Source organism: Pantoea sp. BAV 3049 (assembly GCF_009765445.1).
In the GTDB taxonomy this organism is placed as follows: Bacteria; Pseudomonadota; Gammaproteobacteria; order Enterobacterales; family Enterobacteriaceae; genus Erwinia.
Genome location: NZ_WHOY01000031.1, coordinates 4787871 through 4807203 on the forward strand (window position 1 = coordinate 4787871; position 19333 = coordinate 4807203).

The 19333-nt window shown below is 54.0% G+C and carries 22 protein-coding genes; 10 read left to right on the forward strand and 12 right to left on the reverse strand.

The window, feature by feature from the left end:
• Nucleotides 1-177: 177 nt before the first annotated feature.
• The 4 genes from GSQ70_RS23765 to GSQ70_RS23780 all read right to left on the reverse strand — a co-directional run bounded on the left by GSQ70_RS23765 (nt 178) and on the right by GSQ70_RS23780 (nt 2284).
• Nucleotides 178-426 (reverse strand): hypothetical protein, encoded by a 249-nt coding sequence (locus tag GSQ70_RS23765; RefSeq protein ID WP_158784818.1) that lies wholly within the window; start codon nt 424-426, stop codon nt 178-180.
• Entirely contained in the window at nt 414-728 is a 315-nt protein-coding gene (locus GSQ70_RS23770) for a hypothetical protein (protein ID WP_370521097.1), read from the reverse strand. Before GSQ70_RS23770 ends, GSQ70_RS23765 begins: the two co-directional genes overlap by 13 nt.
• Before the next feature lie 855 nt (nt 729-1583).
• The gene (locus GSQ70_RS26530; protein WP_370521098.1) at nt 1584-1955 is read right to left on the reverse strand and encodes a tyrosine-type recombinase/integrase; all 372 of its coding nucleotides are present in this window, start codon (nt 1953-1955) and stop codon (nt 1584-1586) included.
• Nucleotides 1904-2284, reverse strand: a complete 381-nt coding sequence (locus GSQ70_RS23780; RefSeq protein WP_158784820.1) for a hypothetical protein — start codon at nt 2282-2284, stop codon at nt 1904-1906. Before GSQ70_RS23780 ends, GSQ70_RS26530 begins: the two co-directional genes overlap by 52 nt.
• Nucleotides 2285-2527: 243 nt before the next feature.
• On the opposite strand from GSQ70_RS23780, the gene GSQ70_RS23785 reads away from it, so the two are divergent.
• Nucleotides 2528-3379, forward strand: a complete 852-nt coding sequence (locus GSQ70_RS23785) for a hypothetical protein (RefSeq protein ID WP_158784821.1) — start codon at nt 2528-2530, stop codon at nt 3377-3379.
• Between the two features lie 131 nt (nt 3380-3510).
• On the opposite strand, the gene GSQ70_RS23790 is transcribed toward GSQ70_RS23785, so the two are convergent.
• The 6 genes from GSQ70_RS23790 to GSQ70_RS23815 form a co-directional block, all read right to left on the reverse strand.
• Nucleotides 3511-4608: a glycerol dehydrogenase gene (locus GSQ70_RS23790; protein WP_158784822.1), complete on the reverse strand. Its 1098-nt coding sequence runs from the start codon at nt 4606-4608 to the stop codon at nt 3511-3513.
• A gap of 111 nt (nt 4609-4719) precedes the next feature.
• The gene (gene cmoB / locus GSQ70_RS23795) at nt 4720-5685 is read right to left on the reverse strand and encodes a tRNA 5-methoxyuridine(34)/uridine 5-oxyacetic acid(34) synthase CmoB (protein WP_199257304.1); all 966 of its coding nucleotides are present in this window, start codon (nt 5683-5685) and stop codon (nt 4720-4722) included.
• On the reverse strand, nt 5685-6425 hold the full coding sequence (gene cmoA / locus GSQ70_RS23800) for a carboxy-S-adenosyl-L-methionine synthase CmoA (protein ID WP_158784823.1): 741 nt from the start codon (nt 6423-6425) through the stop codon (nt 5685-5687). Before cmoA ends, cmoB begins: the two co-directional genes overlap by 1 nt.
• Nucleotides 6426-6510: 85 nt before the next feature.
• Complete coding sequence (locus GSQ70_RS23805; protein ID WP_158784824.1) at nt 6511-6906, reverse strand: MAPEG family protein; 396 nt, start codon at nt 6904-6906, stop codon at nt 6511-6513.
• A gap of 114 nt (nt 6907-7020) precedes the next feature.
• Nucleotides 7021-7845: a DUF72 domain-containing protein gene (locus tag GSQ70_RS23810; RefSeq protein ID WP_158784825.1), complete on the reverse strand. Its 825-nt coding sequence runs from the start codon at nt 7843-7845 to the stop codon at nt 7021-7023.
• 95 nt (nt 7846-7940) lie between these two features.
• Complete coding sequence (locus tag GSQ70_RS23815) at nt 7941-8504, reverse strand: hydrolase (protein WP_158784826.1); 564 nt, start codon at nt 8502-8504, stop codon at nt 7941-7943.
• Between the two features lie 284 nt (nt 8505-8788).
• Here GSQ70_RS23815 and aspS point away from each other — a divergent pair, with 284 nt between their 5' ends.
• The 6 genes from aspS (at nt 8789) to ruvB (ending at nt 14052) form a co-directional block, all read left to right on the forward strand.
• Nucleotides 8789-10588 carry an aspartate--tRNA ligase gene (aspS, locus tag GSQ70_RS23820; RefSeq protein ID WP_158784827.1) on the forward strand — a complete coding sequence of 600 codons (1800 nt, stop codon included), beginning with the start codon at nt 8789-8791 and terminating at the stop codon, nt 10586-10588.
• Nucleotides 10588-11022 carry a dihydroneopterin triphosphate diphosphatase gene (gene nudB, locus GSQ70_RS23825; protein WP_158784828.1) on the forward strand — a complete coding sequence of 145 codons (435 nt, stop codon included), beginning with the start codon at nt 10588-10590 and terminating at the stop codon, nt 11020-11022. The genes aspS and nudB overlap by 1 nt, the downstream gene beginning before the upstream one ends.
• Before the next feature lie 22 nt (nt 11023-11044).
• Complete coding sequence (locus GSQ70_RS23830) at nt 11045-11788, forward strand: YebC/PmpR family DNA-binding transcriptional regulator (protein WP_158784829.1); 744 nt, start codon at nt 11045-11047, stop codon at nt 11786-11788.
• A gap of 37 nt (nt 11789-11825) precedes the next feature.
• Nucleotides 11826-12350 (forward strand): crossover junction endodeoxyribonuclease RuvC, encoded by a 525-nt coding sequence (gene ruvC, locus GSQ70_RS23835; RefSeq protein WP_158784830.1) that lies wholly within the window; start codon nt 11826-11828, stop codon nt 12348-12350.
• 71 nt (nt 12351-12421) lie between these two features.
• Complete coding sequence (gene ruvA / locus GSQ70_RS23840) at nt 12422-13039, forward strand: Holliday junction branch migration protein RuvA (RefSeq protein ID WP_158784831.1); 618 nt, start codon at nt 12422-12424, stop codon at nt 13037-13039.
• 8 nt (nt 13040-13047) lie between these two features.
• A complete protein-coding gene (ruvB, locus tag GSQ70_RS23845) occupies nt 13048-14052 on the forward strand; it encodes a Holliday junction branch migration DNA helicase RuvB (RefSeq protein WP_158784832.1) in 1005 nt (334 codons plus the stop codon).
• 189 nt (nt 14053-14241) lie between these two features.
• On the opposite strand, the gene znuB is transcribed toward ruvB, so the two are convergent.
• Together znuB and znuC are read right to left on the reverse strand one after the other, a co-directional pair.
• Nucleotides 14242-15027 (reverse strand): zinc ABC transporter permease subunit ZnuB, encoded by a 786-nt coding sequence (gene znuB / locus GSQ70_RS23850; protein WP_158784833.1) that lies wholly within the window; start codon nt 15025-15027, stop codon nt 14242-14244.
• A complete protein-coding gene (gene znuC / locus GSQ70_RS23855) occupies nt 15024-15776 on the reverse strand; it encodes a zinc ABC transporter ATP-binding protein ZnuC (RefSeq protein WP_158784834.1) in 753 nt (250 codons plus the stop codon). Before znuC ends, znuB begins: the two co-directional genes overlap by 4 nt.
• 77 nt (nt 15777-15853) lie before the next feature.
• On the opposite strand from znuC, the gene znuA reads away from it, so the two are divergent.
• From znuA to lpxM, 3 genes are all read left to right on the forward strand, one after another.
• Entirely contained in the window at nt 15854-16801 is a 948-nt protein-coding gene (gene znuA / locus GSQ70_RS23860; protein ID WP_158784835.1) for a zinc ABC transporter substrate-binding protein ZnuA, read from the forward strand.
• Nucleotides 16802-16814: 13 nt separating this feature from the next.
• Nucleotides 16815-18146 carry a murein DD-endopeptidase MepM gene (gene mepM / locus GSQ70_RS23865; RefSeq protein ID WP_158784836.1) on the forward strand — a complete coding sequence of 444 codons (1332 nt, stop codon included), beginning with the start codon at nt 16815-16817 and terminating at the stop codon, nt 18144-18146.
• A gap of 129 nt (nt 18147-18275) precedes the next feature.
• Nucleotides 18276-19247, forward strand: coding sequence for a lauroyl-Kdo(2)-lipid IV(A) myristoyltransferase (lpxM, locus tag GSQ70_RS23870; protein ID WP_158784837.1), 972 nt, complete (start codon nt 18276-18278; stop codon nt 19245-19247).
• Nucleotides 19248-19333: the final 86 nt, after the last annotated feature.

Sequence of the window (19333 nt, forward strand, 5' to 3'; positions counted from 1 at the left end):
TGGCTAATCGGCATCCTTTGCTGTGCAGAACAGGGACATTATCAGGTTGCCGATTAACAACCGTTACTATGTGGTTTGGCAGCTGAATTGTAAACAGATAAGTTTTACAGATTTAGGCTGGGTTGTTAGAAGTCCATACGGAAAAGGCCACGTATTGTGGCCCTTTCATTATGTAGTTTAATTTTTATTATACCACTTCAGGCAACGGAAGCAGCCAGAATAGAAAGCACGAATACCGACTATGATAAATACCCATGCAAGAAGATCTGCGGGGTGCTCTAAAAGGTTTTCGCTATTAAGACTGATGTAAGGGATTAGCGCAAAGAAAGTAGCAATCCATAACATTTGTATAATAAAAAAGCTTTTGCTTGTGTTAAATAAATGTTTTTTTTCTTCTTTAAATGATTCTTCTTTTACCAATTGCATTGCCCCCCATAATTTGGGCCGCCTGAACTGTTGCTGTTTCTGTTGTAAGGGCTGTTATTGCAAGACCCTATTCCTGTTACAACTCCCGTACCGACTGCGCCAGCAATCATGCCTGCAGGCCCGGCAGGAATGCCAAGAATAGCACCTATAATAGCCGCCGCGCCAACATCGTTAGCGCAGCTCTTTGGTGCTCCACCGCATCCACCATTAGAATTGCTGTCTACTCTTCCGCCTGTTGATTTATCCGCGAAATTTCCAGTTCCGCCAACCATAGTCAATTGTGAAACAGATAATTGCATCATCGTTATATCCCTATGTGTAGTTATAGATCAAGTACCACTAAGTGGTGGTTTGAATTTATTCCTCAAATGAAACAAGAGAAAGGAAAATAATTAGAAATAAATGTTACATTTTGTAATATTGAAGTCATTTGAGAATTTAATTTGAGGCGTAAAAAATAACAAGGCTTGTCTTATACGTGTTGAGAATTTTTATAGGAAACGCCCGGGTTTTCGTATCCAGTAAAAGTGATTTGAAGTATACTGTTTTTATATACAGTCATTTGGTGGTAAAAATGGGCGGCAAAGACAGTAATTTTAAAGTGGTGTACCGAGGCGAGACACTGCAAAATTTTATTGATGGCGGCTGGGTGTTCTTCCAGCGCCCGAAAGAGTGCGGCGGGGGGGGGCTGCTTAGGCCGCACCTTTGATGATTGCTTCTGGCTGGAGCTGGAGCGGCCAACGTCGTTATCTGCTGGGATCCACTATCTGATGGATCTGGACAGCGCCCGGGCGAGAGGGAGTGATTTTGTCGATAATTTTAAATTGGGTGGATAACTTAACGTTCATCATCCCTAAGGCGCTGTTTTTGAAGTTCGTCGAGTCTTTTGTGCAGGGACTGAGGAAACAACTCTGTAGAGACTTGCCACAACAGTTTCAGCGAACGATGGCCACTGACCTGCGCAACTTCCTCAATACTGAAACCTGCTTCGAAAAGCCTGCTTATCCCTTCTCTGCGTAGGTCATGGTAACGCAAATCTGGTATCTCAAGTTTGTCCCGTTCCTGTCGATACGTTTGGGAGATGGTACGGCTCTTGAAAGGAAAAATAAAATCATCCGTTTTCGGGCGGCGTTGAACGATCTCCCAGGCTCGCCCAGTTAGGCTACTTTCATATGATTGCCAATCTTTTTACGCGGATCCTTCCTGTCTCTGACCAAGACCGCTTTTTGCTCCACATCGATATCGTTCCATTTAAGCCTGGTAACTTCCCCAACTCGCATACAAGTGAGTATTGAGAACATAAAGATTTCGGAATAGGGGATGCTTTTGTAAGACGTGGTTTCTCTCGCTCTGAGCGCTTCTATCAGACGATCGCACTCGTTGCGGGTTGAGCGCCTGCTGCGCACCTTCCCGGGGGTGATCATGCCAGCTTTAGCCATGATGTACCGGGCGTTGAGATAGTTCTCAACATTGACGTCTATGTCAAAAAGCGGCTTAGCCGATTTGATGACCGATCCGATAAACCGCATATCCTGCCAGCGGGTTGATGGCCCAGCCCCGCAAGCTGCTCTGTATTCGCAATGGTCGATATAAGCTTTCTGAGTAAGCGCGTTAACATCAAGGGTGCTGATTTCGCACCGGCGGATAAGCGCCCAGCATTGTTCGTGGCGGCCCGGATAGTTTGCATCTGAGAGGATATGAATTTTTGTCCTTCGTCCATAAAACGCATCCGGGTTATCAGATTCGCCAGGTGCATAGATGAAACAGTGCGTGCAGTCTCTGAAAGCTGGTGGGCTTCCAGGTTAGCCATAGCCAGAAAATAATCAGAAAAGCGGTTCTTCGCTAAGTAGTCATCCATAACTTGTCCTTGAGTTGGTTAGTGTTTAATCAACTGGCTGAGAGTTGCGGAACAGGACTTCGTCAGCGCGCAGAATGACCTGGGTTACTATATGGTTTTGTGTGGAATTATAAACAGGCGGCTATTGTCAGCGGGTAGCCTTCACAACCAGGCAGGAAGTGCGGCAAAAGGCGAAAATATTCATTAACGCCTGAAAGCCTTTTACACTTAGAGTATCCCCATTCCTCTATGACGAGATTATTGATGAAAATCATCATGCTGAGTGCAGGTGGTGTGGTTCTGCTGGCGGCTCTGGCCCCGGATGTGGCATTGGGGGCAGCAAACTGCCCGGGCAATGCTCAGCAGATCAATGACAGCAACAGCCTGCTGCTGCTGGGCGGTACGGCGAAAGGGCCAATCAAACAGGTTGTGGTGGGGGAGTTTGGCAAGGATGTCGATCAGCAAAAGCGGATTCTCAGCGAGTTCGACCGCTGCGGCGTTCTGGAGCGCGCGGATGTGACCTTCGACAAAAACGAAGGCAATATGATGCTGAAAATGGTGCAAAGCATTGTCCGGGTGACCACCGGCTGGGAAGCGGTGTATGACCTGTCGGTGTTTGTCATCAAAGAAGGTCAGCCGTTTGAGGTCAACCGCAAGCAGCGCACGATCAATTTTCTGGTCGGCAAGCAGGGCACTATTACCAGCTCTTCCGACGCATTCCTGTTAAAAGGTGAAAAAGGGTTTACTGAAACCACTAATACCTACGATTCGCATCTGCGGCTGATTAAAAGCGTGGCAAGAGGATCGGATGCTCAGGCCAATGGCGAATACACCTACCGCTGGAACCGGAAGAATCAGTTGGTTTCAAGCCACTCAGGTGCCAACAAAATGACCTGGACCTACGACAAGAATGATCGCGAGCAGCGCTTGCTGACCATGACCCACAATGACAACAGCGATCTGACCTCAGTGGATGAATGCCAGCTTTGGGACGAACACGACAACTGTACGCTGAGTTATTCGCATGAAACTGAGGTGTTCGCTAAAGGAGAGGTTCGCCGGAACATCAGCGCAGCCTATAAGTTTGAATACTGGGATCAGGGCGAAGGGAAGTAAGCGTTTGATAAGGGCGACTTTGCAGGCGCCCTTAATTTGTGACAGGCACAGTCTCTGACAGTGCTGTTGTTCAGGGAAGGGCCACTTATGCCGACTCGCTTCTGCCCGGTTGGCAGGAATTAACTTCGCAGTTACTCCACGGTCTGGCTGAAGGCATCCACCGCCAGAATGGCGTTGGCGATATCTTCGGCACTCAGATTGGGGTTAAGGTTCTTCAGGGTATCGCCCTCGCTATTGGCCAGCGCACCCACTTTAACCAGATTTTCCCAGCTCTCGTGCTCCAGATGCAGCTCCTTCAGCGTGGTCGGCATTTTGATCGCACGATAGAAGCGGACATAGCGGGCAATCTCTTCATCAGGCCGCTGCTCCAGCACCATCTGAGTCAGCGTACCATAGGCCACTTTCTCACCGTGAGTCAGGTGGTGGATATCGCCATCAATAGCGGTAAAGCCATTATGTATCGCGTGTGCGCCTGCCAGCCCTGCGTTCTCGAAACCGAGACCTGAAAGCAGCGTGTTGGCCTCAACTACCGCTTCGACGGCCGGAGTGACCACTTTTTTCTCCACGGCCTGATAAGCGCTGTAACCCCAGGTCAGCAGCGTTTTCTCGCAGGCTTCGGCAATGGCCATTCCGGCAATGGTGGGATCGCCGTTTACCATTGATTTGCTGTGTGAGCGTTTAACCGCCTGAGCTTCAACAAAGGTGGCGAGGCCATCAGCAATACCGGAAGCAAACAGGCGAACGGGCGCACGGGCACAAACCTGGGTATCCACCAGCACCAGATCCGGATTTTTGCTGTAGAAACGGTAGCTCTCGAACACGCCGCTGTCAGAGTAAATAACCGAAAGGGCACTGCATGGTGCATCCGTTGAAGCAATGGTCGGGACAATCACTACCGGCTGCTTCAGTTCATCAGCGACGGCTTTCACTGTATCGAGGGTTTTACCGCCGCCAAGGCCAACCACCAGGCTGGCACCGCCGCTTTTAGCGAGCCTGGCAAGGCGGGTAATTTCATTTTTGGAAGCTTCACCGTTGAACGGCTGGTAGTGGAATGCGATGCTGTGCTGTTGTAAAGAGGCCTGCACCTCTTTACCAATCAACCCCCAGACAATTTCATCGGCGACGACAAAAGCATTGTTGCCTAATTCAGCCACGTACTCGCCCAACTGCGCCATCACACCTGCACCCTGGACATATTTTCGTGGGGAAGAGAAAACGAACTTACTCATGGGGACTCCTTTCAGGTAAATGAAAAAGATGTCGTGCTGTCCCCAGGTTAATCCTTTCTCTTTCAGCACACTTATTAAAAAACGGCATTGTGCGCAATAAAATGATCAGGCTTAAGGTTTACGCGCCACCAGTACGGCACGGAAGGGGGCCGGATAGCCTTCAACTGTTTTGCTGGCATCGTCCGGATCGAGGAACTCAGCCAGTGACTCACTGGTCATCCAGTCGGTGCGGCGCTGCTCTTCGGTACTGGTTATGGAATAATCAGCAATACGCACGTCAACAAAACCACACTTCTCGAGCCAGTTTTTCAGTGCTCCGGCCGACGGGATAAAATAGACGTTGCGCATCTGTGCATACCGTTCACCGGGCACCAGCACAGCATGGTCATCACCTTCAACCACCAGCGTTTCCAGCACCAGTTCGCCGCCGCTGACCAGCTGATTCTTCAGCTGCATCAGATGATCGAGCGGGGAACGGCGGTGATAGAGAACGCCCATCGAAAACACCGTATCAAAGGCTTTTAACTCCGGAAGCTGCTCAATGCCCAGCGGAAGCAGATGGGCGCGCTGATCGTCACCGAGCAGTTTCCTGACGGCTTCGAACTGACACAGGAACAGTTGCATCGGATCGATACCCACTACCAGATGCGCGCCCGCGCCGATCATCCGCCACATGTGATAGCCACTGCCGCAGCCCACATCGAGGATGGTGCGCCCGGCCAGCGGCGAAATATGCGGCAATACCCGCTCCCACTTCCAGTCTGAGCGCCACTCTGTGTCAATATTTACGCCGTATAGTGAGAAGGGGCCTTTACGCCAGGGCATCAGATTTCGCAGCAATTTTTCAATGCCGCCACGCTGACGCTCGCTCAACTGGCTGCTGTCTGCCGTGACGCTGTGCAGTAAATCCAGCGTTTCCGGCGTCATCACCGGCAGATGCTCCACCGAGCGGTCCCAGTTTTTAAAATGACCGTGCAGCTGCTCGCGCTGCCAGGCGGCAATCTGCCCCGGTAACGTCTCCAGCCAGTGGGAAAGAGGGCTTTTGGCAATCAGCTGATAAAAGTTTCCGAAATCCATCAGGCGGAACCTGCTTTAAGGGCAACCAGCGAGCCAAAGTTGAAGCACTGGAACCACAGTTCCGCATGTTCAAATCCGGCAGTACGCAGACGCGCTTTATGGGTTTCAACGCTGTCGGTCAGCATGACGTTCTCCAGCATGCTGCGCTTCTGGCTGATCTCCAGCTCGCTGTAGCCGTTGGCTCGTTTAAAGTCATGGTGCATATTGAACAGCAGTTCGCCGACATCAGCATCTTCAAAGCTGAACTTCTCTGACAGCACCAGCGCGCCGCCGGGACGCAACCCTTTCCATATGGTGTTCAGCAACTGCTGGCGCTCGTCCGGCTCCAGAAATTGCAGCGTGAAGTTCAGCACCACCAGCGATGCATTCTCAATGTTGATGTCGCGAATATCGGCTTCAATCACTTCGACTGGCGTATCCGCGCGGAAAGCATCAATATGGCGGCGGCAGCGCTCGACCATTGCCGGGGAGTTGTCCACGGAAACAATTTTGCACCCTTCAACCTTGATGTTACGGCGAACGGAAAGGGTTGCGGCACCCAGCGAACAGCCCAGATCGTAAACCTGAGTGTCGGGCTGAACAAAGCGTTCGGCCAGCATGCCAATCATCGAAATTATATTCGAATAGCCCGGCACCGAACGTTGGATCATATCGGGAAAAACTTCGGCCACGCGCTCGTCAAACGTCCAGTCGCCCAGTTTGGCAATTGGCGCGGAGAACAGCATATCGCGGTTAGACATAATGGTAAGTCCGAGAGAAAAACGGAAAGGCAGTATTCTGGCAGAAAGCGACGCGGGGCGCATCCTTTCTGCCACAGTCGTTGGATTAATGCAGCGTAAGAACCAGATCCCACGGCAGGAAGACCAGGTTGAGGAGGATCATCGCCACCAGTGAAAGCAGGGTGATAATCATGCCGTTTTTGCGCCACAGAAGAGTGCTGGTTCGCATGCCATAACAGTGCAGGTAGCGCCCAAGGAAAAAGAACAGCCCCACCAGGTGCAGCATCCAGATATCGGCACCATTCATCTCCATCATCACCAGCAGCAGCACGGCGATCGGGATAGTTTCCACCGAGTTGCCGTGGATGCGGATGGCAACCTGCAGTTCGTAAAACCCGCCGTCACCGTGGGTCACCCGGTACAGCCGACGCAGGCGAACAACATCAAGCGAAAACTTAATCAGAAACAGTGCTCCAAGCACCACATACAGTGCGCTGACCATCCAGACTCCGTAAAGCACATTAAAAACTACGTCATAATAGCGGCGAAAGGAGGTACTGTCATACCAATCGCACTCAGTGATTAAATTACACGTCCGGTTAATCAGATCGTTTACTCAGAAGAGGCTCTCCTGCTGCGGCCAGTCCGGCATGTTTCCCACCTGCGGAACGGCCTGCTGCAATGCGGGCCACAGGCGCTGCACCAGTTTTGGCGCAAAGGCGATATCCGGCGTGTGAATAAACAGCCACGGTTGCCCCTGTTCACACCACTGCGGCAGCAACTGCCGCCAGGCCTGGAACCACTTCAGGTTGGCCTGCTCATCATCACCGCCGATAAACCTGACCATCGGCTGATCTGCCGTCATGACAGCATGCACGGGGAGCTGAGGTTTCTTACGCTGGGCGTCGATAATTTCGGGAGTAGTGGGAAGGGCTGAATGCACGCCGCGCGTATCCAGAATAACGCGGTTAGCGCCACGCTGATGAAGCCCCCGATTCAGCGCCTGTTCAGCCTCACCCTTGGCGAAAAACTGTGGATGGCGAACTTCAACGCCATAGCTGAAGGTATCCGGTAAGCTATCCAGAAATGCCCATAAAGTGGGCAAATCTGCCGGACTGAAAGCGGATGGCAGCTGTAGCCAGTACTGTCCGAGTCGCTGTGCCAGAGGCTCCAGCAGATCAAAAAACGCAGCGGTAAGGTCGCTACACTGGCGTAAAGCCGCCTGATGGCTGATGGTGGCCGGAAATTTAAAGCAGAAGCGAAAGTCGTCGTGGGTCATATCACGCCAGCGCTGAACGATCTCCGGACGTGGCAGGGCATAGAGAGTGGTGTTGCCTTCGACGCAGTTAAAATAGCGGGCGTAATCGGCAAGGGTGCTCATCCCCAGTTTTTTCCACTGTGGGTGCTGCCACTGCGGCAGTCCGAGATAAAAAGGCTTCACTGGCGTTCCCTGATTGTCCAACCGGACTGCAAGGGTACGAATCAGTGGGGGAGAGTGCAACCCACGATCGAATCCCTTCGATCGCAGCAGAGAAATTACAGCGCGCTGATAACTTCTTCGCTGGAGCGCACGCGGCCCAGACGTGGGAAGATATTTTTGAAGCTACCTTCATGCTCTTCGGTGCTGCCTGCGCTGCAGATGTCTTCCACAGTCACCAGGTTAAAGCCCAGCTCCCAGGCATTACGTGCGGTAGATTCCACACCGATGTTGGTAGAGATGCCGCCCAGCACGATGGTGTCGATACCACGACGACGCAGCTGCAGCTCCAGATCGGTACCGTAGAACGCGCCCCACTGGTGCTTGGTCACTTCGATGTCGCTGTCCTGCCTGCCCAACGTGGTCGGGTAGACCCACCAGTTGTCCGGCAGCGCGCCGCCGTGACTTGCGTCTACTGGCTGTTTCGGTGCGTCACCGAAATCTTTCGCCCAGCCCACGCGCACCAGCACGACAGGGGCGTTTACGGCGCGAAACTTTTCGGCCAGTTTAGCTGCACGAGTCACAACATCGGATGCCGCGTGAGGTCCCTTGGCAAAAGGAAGGATGCCTTCCTGCAGGTCAATCAGTACCAGTGCTGTGGATGCAGCTCTTAATTCCAACATAGTTTCTCCAGTAAAAAAAAGGGGGAAATCATTGAGATTACAGACAATCAGTTCTTATACGTAACTCTACAATGTTCGAAAAGGGTGAAATTTGTTAGCTTTTGTGATTAACGGATGAATTGTGGAGACGATTGCCCGTTAACAATGGCACAGAGTGCGTTGCGGCACTTATCGCGCCGGGCTTTTTCCATTATAATGGCCGCCTTTTTTCGCGGCAGCATAGCCTTCGGTGGCTGAAAATTAAACATACTGCGGCGAAGCGGCGAAGTTTAAAGGATATCGTTATGCGTACTGAGTATTGCGGACAGATCAACCTGTCTCACGTAGGCCAGCAAGTGACACTGTGCGGTTGGGTCAATCGCCGCCGCGACCTGGGAAGCCTGATCTTCATTGATATGCGTGACCGTGAAGGCATCGTGCAGGTGTTTTTCGACCCCGATCGTCAGGACGCATTCAAACTGGCTTCCGAGCTGCGTAACGAATTTTGCATTCAGCTCACCGGCACCGTGCGTGCCCGTGACGAAAAAAATAAAAACAGCGATATGGCCACCGGCGAGATTGAAGTGTTCGCCACTGACCTGACCATTATCAACCGCGCTGAACCGCTGCCGCTGGATTCCAACCAGACCAACAGCGAAGAAGCCCGCCTGAAGTATCGCTACCTGGATCTGCGTCGCCCGGAGATGGCCCAGCGCCTGAAGAGTCGTGCGAAAATCACCAGCTTCGTGCGTCGTTTTATGGACGACAATGGCTTCCTGGATATCGAAACGCCGATGCTGACCAAGGCCACGCCGGAAGGTGCGCGTGACTATCTGGTGCCGAGCCGCGTGCACAAAGGTAAGTTCTATGCGCTGCCGCAGTCTCCTCAGCTGTTTAAACAGCTGCTGATGATGTCCGGCTTCGACCGTTACTATCAGATCGTTAAGTGCTTCCGTGACGAAGATCTTCGTGCCGATCGTCAGCCTGAATTTACCCAGATCGACGTGGAAACCTCCTTTATGACTGCGCCACAGGTGCGGGTTCTGATGGAGAAAATGGTGCGCGAACTGTGGCAGGACGTGAAGGGCGTAGATCTGGGTGATTTCCCGCTGATGACCTTCGGCGAGGCGATGCGTCGCTACGGTTCCGACAAGCCAGACCTGCGTAACCCAATGGAGCTGGTGGACGTTGCCGATCTGCTGAAAGACGTGGAGTTCAACGTCTTCTCCGGTCCGGCTAACGATGCCAAAGGCCGCGTGGCTGCCCTGCGCGTGCCGGGTGGCGCTCAGCTCAGCCGTAAGCAGATCGATGAGTACGGCAAGTTTGTTGAGATCTATGGCGCGAAAGGCCTGGCGTGGATGAAAGTCAACGAACGCGCAAACGGTCTGGAAGGGATCACCAGCCCGGTGGCTAAATTCCTGACTGCGGAAATCGTTGAAGCGATCCTGACTCGTACTGGTGCCACCGACGGCGACAGCATTTTCTTCGGGGCTGACAGCGCCAAAGTGGTGGCCGATGCGCTGGGTGCGCTGCGCCTGAAGATAGGCCGCGACCTGAACATCACCAAAGCAGAGGCCTGGGCGCCGCTGTGGGTGGTGGACTTCCCGATGTTTGAAGAAGATGGCGAGGGCGGCCTGACCGCCATGCACCATCCGTTCACCGCACCGCGCGACATGTCGCCGGAAGAGCTGAAAAACGCACCGGAAACCGCTATCGCCAACGCTTACGATATGGTGATCAACGGCTATGAAGTGGGTGGCGGCTCCGTCCGAATCCACAATGGCCAGATGCAGCAGACCGTGTTTGGTATTCTGGGGATCACCGAGCAGGAGCAGCGTGAGAAGTTTGGCTTCCTGCTGGATGCGCTGAAGTTCGGTACGCCTCCGCACGCGGGCCTGGCCTTTGGCCTGGATCGTCTGGTGATGCTGCTGACCGGAACCGATAATATCCGTGACGTTATCGCCTTCCCGAAAACCACCGCGGCGGCCTGTCTGATGACCGAAGCGCCAAACTTTGCTAACCCGGCCTCGCTGGCGGAGTTGGGCATCGAAGTGATGAAGAAATATCAGAAGTCCTCCTCTGAAGAAAACTCAGAGAACAACTGATGGTTTACAAGCACCCCGTATCGGTACTGGTGGTGATTTTCGCCCAAAATACCGGGCGGGTGCTGATGCTGCAGCGGCGTGACGATCCCACCTTCTGGCAGTCGGTCACAGGCAGCCAGGAAAAGGGGGAAGCGCTGGCAGAGACCGCCCGGCGGGAAGTGCGCGAAGAGGTGGCAATTGATATCAACGCAGAGCAGCTCACATTAGTGGACTGCCAGCGTCAGATACAATTCGAGATCTTTGCGCACTTCCGCCATCGTTATGCGCCGGATGTGACGCATAACAGTGAACACTGGTTCAGTCTGGCGCTGCCTGCGGAGCGGGACATCGTGCTGAGCGAACATCTCGCCTTTCAGTGGCTGCCTGCCACCGAAGCCGCTGCGCTGACCCGGTCCTGGAGTAATCGCCAGGCAATTGAAGAATTTGTTATTTAGTCTTTTCTGGAGAAATGAATTTATGGCAGGTCACAGTAAATGGGCCAACACCAAGCACCGCAAAGCGGCACAGGATGCCAAACGCGGTAAGATCTTCACTAAAATTATTCGTGAGCTGGTTACCGCTGCCAAACTGGGCGGTGGCGATGCAGGTTCGAACCCTCGTCTGCGTGCGGCTATGGATAAAGCGCTGTCCAACAACATGACCCGAGACACTATGAATCGTGCTATCGCACGTGGCGTGGGCGGTGAAGATGACAGCAACATGGAAACCATCATTTATGAAGGTTACGGCCCTGGCGGCACGGCAGTAATGGTGGAATGCCTGAGTGATAACCGTAACCGTACCGTGTCTGAAGTGCGTCATGCCTTCACCAAAACCGGTGGCAACCTGGGGACCGATGGCTCAGTAGCCTATCTGTTCACACGTAAAGGGGTGGTTTCTTTCGCGCCGGGCCTGGAAGAAGACGCCGTGATGGATGCGGCGCTGGAAGCGGGTGCTGATGATGTGGTGACCTATGACGACGGCGCGATTGACGTATTCACGCCGTGGGAAACGTTGGGCGACGTAAAAGATGCGCTGGCTGCTGCTGGTCTGACCGTTGAGTCAGCCGAAGTGACCATGATCCCGTCAACCAAAGCCGATATGGATGAAGAGACAGCGCCCAAGCTGCTGCGTCTGATCGATATGCTGGAAGATTGTGATGACGTGCAGGAAGTCTACCATAACGGTGAGATTTCCGACGAGGTGGCGGCAACCCTGTAATGGTGTTGTCCGAATTCCCGCTGGCCGGAGAGGCGTGATGGCGATCATTCTTGGTATCGATCCAGGTTCACGCATCACCGGCTACGGCGTTATCCGCCAGGTGGGGCGTCAGCTGACCTATCTCGGCAGCGGGTGCATCCGCACCAACGTCACCGATTTGCCATCCCGGCTGAAGCTGATTTACGCTGGCGTCAGTGAAATTATCACCCAGTTCCAGCCGGACTTTTTCGCCATAGAGCAGGTTTTTATGGCGAAGAATGCCGATTCGGCGCTCAAGCTGGGCCAGGCGCGCGGCTCGGCAATTGTGGCAGCAGTTAACCACGATCTGCCAGTGTTCGAATATGCTGCGCGTCAGGTTAAGCAGACGGTGGTGGGGATCGGCAGCGCCGAAAAAAGTCAGGTCCAGCACATGGTGCGAACCCTGTTGAAGCTCTCTGCCAATCCTCAGGCGGATGCCGCGGATGCGCTGGCAATCGCTATCACCCATTGCCACGTCAGCCAGAATGTTAACCGCATGGGCGAAGGGCCGCTGAATCTGGCGCGAGGCCGCCTGCGTTCTTAATAAGCTGGATATTCATCCAGCTTTTTTTATGATATAACCCCCGCACTGAATCTTTTCTGAAGGAAGCTAACGTGATTGGTCGTCTTAGAGGCAATATTCTGGAGAAACAGCCGCCGCTGGTGCTGCTGGAAGCCAACGGTGTGGGCTACGAAGTGCATATGCCGATGACCTGCTTTTATGAGCTTCCTGAACTGAATCACGAAGCGGTGCTGTTCACCCACTTTGTGGTACGTGAAGATGCGCAGCTGCTGTTTGGATTTAACAGCAAGCAGGAGCGGGCGCTGTTCCGCGAGCTGATCAAAGTTAATGGCGTTGGGCCAAAACTTGCGCTGGCTATTCTTTCCGGCATGTCCGCCCAGCAGTTTGTGACGGCCGTGGAGCGGGAAGAGATCGCCGCGCTGGTCAAGCTACCGGGCGTGGGCAAGAAAACCGCCGAACGCCTTGTAGTGGAAATGAAAGACCGCTTCAAAGGCATGCATGGCGATCTGTTTGCTGCGGATGCACCATTTGCCCTGACGAGTGAAGTTCAGCCTGCTGCGGCGGCCAACGACGCGGAAAGTGAAGCGGTTGCCGCTCTGGTCTCGCTGGGGTATAAACCTCAGGAAGCCAGCCGGATGATTAGCAAAGTGGGGCGTCCCGAGGCGGATTGTGAAACGCTGATCCGTGAAGCCCTGCGCGCAGCCATTTGAGGTAAAACATGATTGAAGCCGATCGCCTGGTCTCGCCGGGAACGATATCAGAAGAAGAGGTCATTGACCGCGCCATTCGCCCCAAACTGCTGGACGAGTACGTTGGTCAGCCGGTGGTGCGCGAGCAGATGGAAATCTTTATCAAGGCGGCCAAAATGCGTGGCGACGCGCTGGACCACCTGCTGATTTTCGGACCGCCAGGCCTGGGTAAAACCACGCTGGCGAATATCGTCGCCAACGAGATGGGCGTTAACCTGCGCACGACCTCCGGCCCGGTGCTGGAGAAAGCAGGCGACCTGGCTGCCATGCTGACTAACCTTGAGCCGCACGACGTGCTGTTTATCGATGAGATCCACCGGCTTTCCCCTGTGGTGGAAGAAGTGCTGTATCCGGCGATGGAAGATTATCAGCTGGATATTATGATTGGCGAAGGCCCGGCGGCCCGCTCGATCAAACTGGATCTTCCGCCGTTTACGCTGATCGGGGCGACAACCCGTGCCGGATCGTTAACTTCTCCGCTGCGTGACCGTTTTGGCATCGTTCAGCGCCTGGAGTTTTATAAGGTGGAAGATCTGCAGCACATTGTTGGCCGCAGCGCCGCCTGTCTCGGTTTGCCGCTGAGTGACGAAGGAGCGCTGGAAATCGCCCGTCGTTCACGCGGTACGCCACGCATTGCTAACCGCCTGCTGCGCCGCGTCAGAGACTTCTCTGAAGTGCGCGCCGGTGGCGATCTGAGTGGGGAAGTGGCCTCAAGAGCGCTGGATATGCTCAGCGTGGATACCGAAGGCTTCGACTATATGGACCGCAAACTGCTGCTGGCGATTATCGATAAGTTCACCGGCGGGCCGGTAGGGCTGGATAACCTGGCTGCGGCGATTGGCGAAGAGCGAGAAACGATTGAAGACGTGCTGGAGCCGTATCTGATCCAGCAGGGCTTTATTCAGCGCACGCCGCGTGGCCGGATGGCAACCCAGCACGCTTACAGACATTTCGGCATAACGCGCGAAGAGTAATATCGTAGAGACAACTCAATTGCCTGAGGCGCGGGGGATGCTGGTTGGGAATAAAGCGTCTCGTGCCAGGGACGGCACGAGTCGAGCTGTCAGGGAAGACGCTTTTTGCGTCTTTATGAGCGACCAGGTTCCCCCGCGCAATAACCTGTTTTGATCGTTGAATCAACTAAACCGGCTAAGTCCACCAATTCAAACCACCGGCTTCTTTACCATACTTAGCATAAACATCAGCGAAGCGCCCAACACCACCGACGGTCCTGCTGGCGTATCGTAAAAGGCTGAGAAAGTCAGACCGGCGGTCACGGCCAGGATCCCCACCAGCACCGCATAACCCGCCATCTGCTCAGGCGAACGGGCAAAGCGGCGGGCGGTGGCTGCAGGAATAATCAGCAGTGAAGTGATAATCAACGCCCCGACAAACTTCATCGCCACTCCAATCGTCAGCGCCGTCACCAGCATCAGCACCATCTTGGTTCGCTGGATATTCACCCCATCCACCTGCGCCAGCTCCGGGCTGATGGTCATCGACAGCAGTGAGCGCCAGTTCAGTGCCAGCACGCCCAGCACAATCACCACGCCGACAGCAATGGTGTAGAGGTCAGTTGGGGTTACGGCCAGCAAATCGCCAAACAGATAGGCCATTAAATCCACCCGTACGCCGGACATCAGGCTGACCACCACCAGGCCCAGCGACAGCGCGCTGTGCGCCAGAATGCCCAGCAGGGTATCAATCGCCAGGTGCGGGCGTCGCTCCAGCCACACCAGCAGTAAAGAAAGCAGCAGGGTGATGGCAATGACGGCATAGAAAGGGCTGATATTCAGCAGCAGACCAAAAGCCACCCCGAGCAGGGAAGCATGTGCCAGGGTATCACCAAAATAGGACATCCGGCGCCAGACCACGAACGAGCCCAGCGGGCCTGCAGCCAGCGCCAGTAAAAAACCGGCCAGCCAGCCGGGTAACAACAATTCAATCACTGCCCTTGTCCTCTGCGTAAAACAATTCGTCCCTGAAGATCGTGACGGTGGTTGTGATGATGGCGATAGATTGCCAGCTGCTCGGCCCCACGTGAGCCAAACATTGAAATAAACTCCGGGTGTTTCGACACCACTTCCGGCGTGCCGGAACAGCAGATGTGCTGATTCAGACACAGAACTTCGTCGGTTTTCGCCATCACCAGGTGGAGGTCATGGGAAACCATCAGCACACCGCAGTTCAGTTCATGACGTAACTGGTCAATCAGGTCATACAGCGCTACCTGGCCATTCACATCCACTCCTTGTGTGGGTTCATCCAGCACCAGCAACTGGGGCTGGTTGAGCAGGGCGCGGGCCAGCAATACGCGCTGCATCTCGCCGCCGGACAGTTTCTGCAGTGGATACTCCAGCAGCTGCGCCGCCTGCACTCTTTTTAACGCGGGCAGGATATCGGCACGCTTCACGCCGTTGCGCAGCAGCATAAAGCGCGAAACGGTCAGCGGAAGGGTGGCATCAAGATGAATTTTTTGCGGTACGTAGCCGATGCGCAAATGATCGGGACGGACCATTTTCCCCTGATCGGGTTGAATAAGCCCCAGCACCACGCGCACCAGAGTGGATTTACCAGCACCATTAGGTCCCAGCAGCGTAAGAATTTTGCCGGATTGCAGCGTCAGAGAAACATTGGACAACACGTAACGTTGACCAAAGCTGACCGAGATTTTTTCCAGAGTGATCAATGATGACATAGTGATTACAGGTTGCAGAAGTTTTCGAATGTTATAATATCACACTCCATCGACCTGTCACGATGGACTGAATCATTATGTTACAGAAAAACAAGCGCGTTATAACTCTTCTTTCTACCCTGAGCTTTGCCGCTTCGCTTGCTGCCCCGGCGCAGGCTGCAGTGGTCGCTTCAGTAAAGCCTCTGGGATTTATTGCCGCAGCGATTGCCGATGGTGTCACCCCGGTGGAAGTGCTGCTGCCGGATGGGGCGTCTGAGCATGATTATTCGCTGCGCCCATCGGACATTAAACGCTTGCAGGGCGCGGATCTCGTGGTGTGGATTGGGCCTGAAATGGAAGCCTTTATGCCGAAAGCAGTAGCCCAACTTCCGCCGCAAAAATCTATTGAACTGGCCGATCTGGCATCTGTTAAACCGTTGTTAGTGCGCGGTGAAGAGGATGACGATCATGACCATCAGGATACCCACCAGAATCACGACTCGTCTGCTGAACACCACCACCATGGTGAGTATAATATGCACCTCTGGATGTCCCCTGAGATTGCAAGGCAATCTGCGGTTGCAATCCATGCAAAATTATTGGAACTTATGCCGCAAAGCAGAGACAAACTAGACGCGAACCTGCAACATTTTGAGGCAGAATTGGCGACCGCCGATACGCAAATAGGGACTCAGCTTGCACCGGTTAAGGGGAAAGGGTATTTCGTTTTTCACGATGCTTACACTTACTTTGAAAAACATTTCGGTTTGACCCCAACAGGTCATTTTACCGTCAACCCTGAAATCCAGCCTGGTGCCCAGCGTCTACATCAAATTCGAACAGAGTTGGTTGAGCAGAAGGCCGTTTGCGTCTTCGCTGAGCCACAATTCAGGCCGGCCGTCATCGATGCCGTTGCCAGAGGAACCAAAGTGCGTTCTGGAACGCTGGATCCGCTGGGAACCGACATCACTGTGAGTAAAGACAGCTATGTGAAATTCCTCTCACAGCTGTCGAACCAGTATGCGAGCTGCCTGAAAGGAGCCTAGAGGAACTGTAAAAGTGCAGCAGATTGCCCGCGCTGTCGCCATGGCGTTTAACACCTTACCGCGAACCCACCGCATTATGTTGGGTTCGCTCACCGTCGTCACACTGGCCGTCTCTGTCTGGCGGCCGTTTGTCTATCATCCTTCCGATGCCGGTGAAAACCCCGTTGTAAAGAGCATTGAACTGGACAAAAATCAGCTGCGAACCCTGCTGCCTGATGCCAGTGAACCGCTCGATCAGGACACGCCAGCCCCCGAAGACGATGTGCCAAAAGATGAGATAGATCAGGACGTTCCTAACGAATCCGGGACCCACGATTACGTTGTCTCTTCTGGCGATACTTTAAGCAGCGTGCTTAATCAGTATGGCATCGATATGGGCGATATCAATCAGCTGGTGAAGGTGGATAAAGATCTGCGTAATCTGCGGGTGGGCCAGCAACTCTCCTGGACCCTGACCGATGACGGCCAGCTGCAACGTCTGACATGGGAAGCCTCCCGCCGTGAAACTCGCACTTATGACCGCTCTGGCGATTCCTTCAAACCGTCCTCGGAAATTCTGAAAGGCGAGTGGAGTAACAGCGTACTGTCCGGCACGGTTAACGGCAGTTTTGTCAGCAGTGCTAAACAGGCAGGCCTTACCAGCGGAGAGATCAGCGCGGTGATCAAAGCCCTGCAGTGGCAGATGGACTTTCGCAAACTGCGTAACGGCGATAAATTCTCCGTGCTGATGTCCCGCGAAATGCTGGAAGGCAAGAGTCAACAGAGTCAGCTGGCTGGGGTCCGTCTGCAAACCGGTGGCAAAGATTACTACGCTATCCGCGCTGAAGATGGCAAGTTTTATGACCGGACAGGCGCTGGTCTGGCGCAGGGCTTTATGCGCTTCCCAACCACCAGACAGTATCGGGTCTCCTCGAACTTTAATCCACGTCGTCTTAACCCGGTGACTGGCCGTATTGCTCCGCACAAAGGTGTCGACTTTGCGATCCCACTGGGCACGCCAGTGCTGGCTATTGGTGATGGTGAAGTGATCGTTGCCAAACGCAGCGGCGCAGCTGGCAACTATGTTGCTATCCGCCACGGCCGCCAGTATATGACGCGCTATATGCACATGAAGAAATTGCTGGTTAAGCCGGGCGAGAAAGTGAAGCGTGGCGAGCGTATTGGCCTCTCCGGTAGCACCGGCCGTTCTACCGGGCCGCATCTGCACTTTGAAATCTGGATCAACAACCAGGCCGTCAATCCACTGACAGCGAAACTGCCACGGATGGAAGGGTTGACCGGTAAAGATCGTTCAGCCTACCTTGCTCAGGTTCGTGAGGTTATGCCGCAACTGCGCTTTAAATAAGCCACGGTGCTACTGTTCTGCAAGCCGACGGGATTTCCCGCCGGCTTTTCTTGTTGCTGGAAATGAGGCAGGCATTGCAAAATTGCCCGCCAGCACTATCATTAGCCGGTTATTGTTTGAGGCGAGTGCATGGAAAACAGCAAAAAAAGCAACATCGAGTTTATTCCCGTCTTTCAGAAATCTTTTCTTCTGCCGCGCTACTGGGGCAACTGGCTGGCAATTGGTGCCTGTGCCGGGCTGGCCTGGGTTCCTGCTGGTGTGCGCGATCCGCTGCTTGGCGCACTGGGGCGCTTTGCCGGAAAGTTTGCCAAAAGCGCGCGTCGTCGCGCGCAAATCAACCTGTTTTACTGTATGCCTGAGATACCCGAGGCGGAGCGTGAGAAAATCATCGACGAGATGTTCGCCACTGCGCCACAGTCAATGGTGATGATGGCCGAACTGGCAATGCGCCCGGAGCATACCCGCCCGCGTATTACCTGGCACAATAAGGAGATCATCGACAACCTGCGTGCTGAGAACCAGAACGTGATTTTTCTGGTGCCGCACGGTTGGGCCGTGGATATCCCGGCAATGGTGCTGGCCTCCGAAGGGCAGAAGATGGCCGCGATGTTCCATAACCAGCGTAACCCGCTGATGGACTATATCTGGAACGCTATTCGCCGTCGTTTTGGCGGGCGTATGCATGCAAGGAACGACGGTATCAAGCCGTTTATCAGCTCGGTGCGTCAGGGCTACTGGGGCTACTATTTGCCAGACCAGGACCACGGTGCTGAGCACAGTGAGTTTGTGGACTTCTTCGCCACTTACAAAGCGACGCTCCCGGCGGTTGGCAGGCTGATGAAAGTTTGCCGCGCTAAAGTTGTGCCGCTGTTCCCGGTGTATAACAGTAAAACGCACCGTCTGGATGTGCATCTGCGGCCGCCAATGGATGATTTACTGGATGCGGACGACAATACGCTGGCGCGCCGGATGAATGAAGAAGTGGAGATTTTTGTGCGGCCGAATCCGGAGCAGTACACCTGGATCCTGAAGCTGCTGAAAACGCGGAAAGAGGGCGATATTGAGCCTTATAAGCGTAAGGATCTTTACCGTAAGAAGTGACCGGATGTGGGCCGGATAAATTCGGCCGCTGCAGACTGCACAGATTTGTCGCCGGGGTGGAATTCGTTTCAGCCCGGCGACATTTT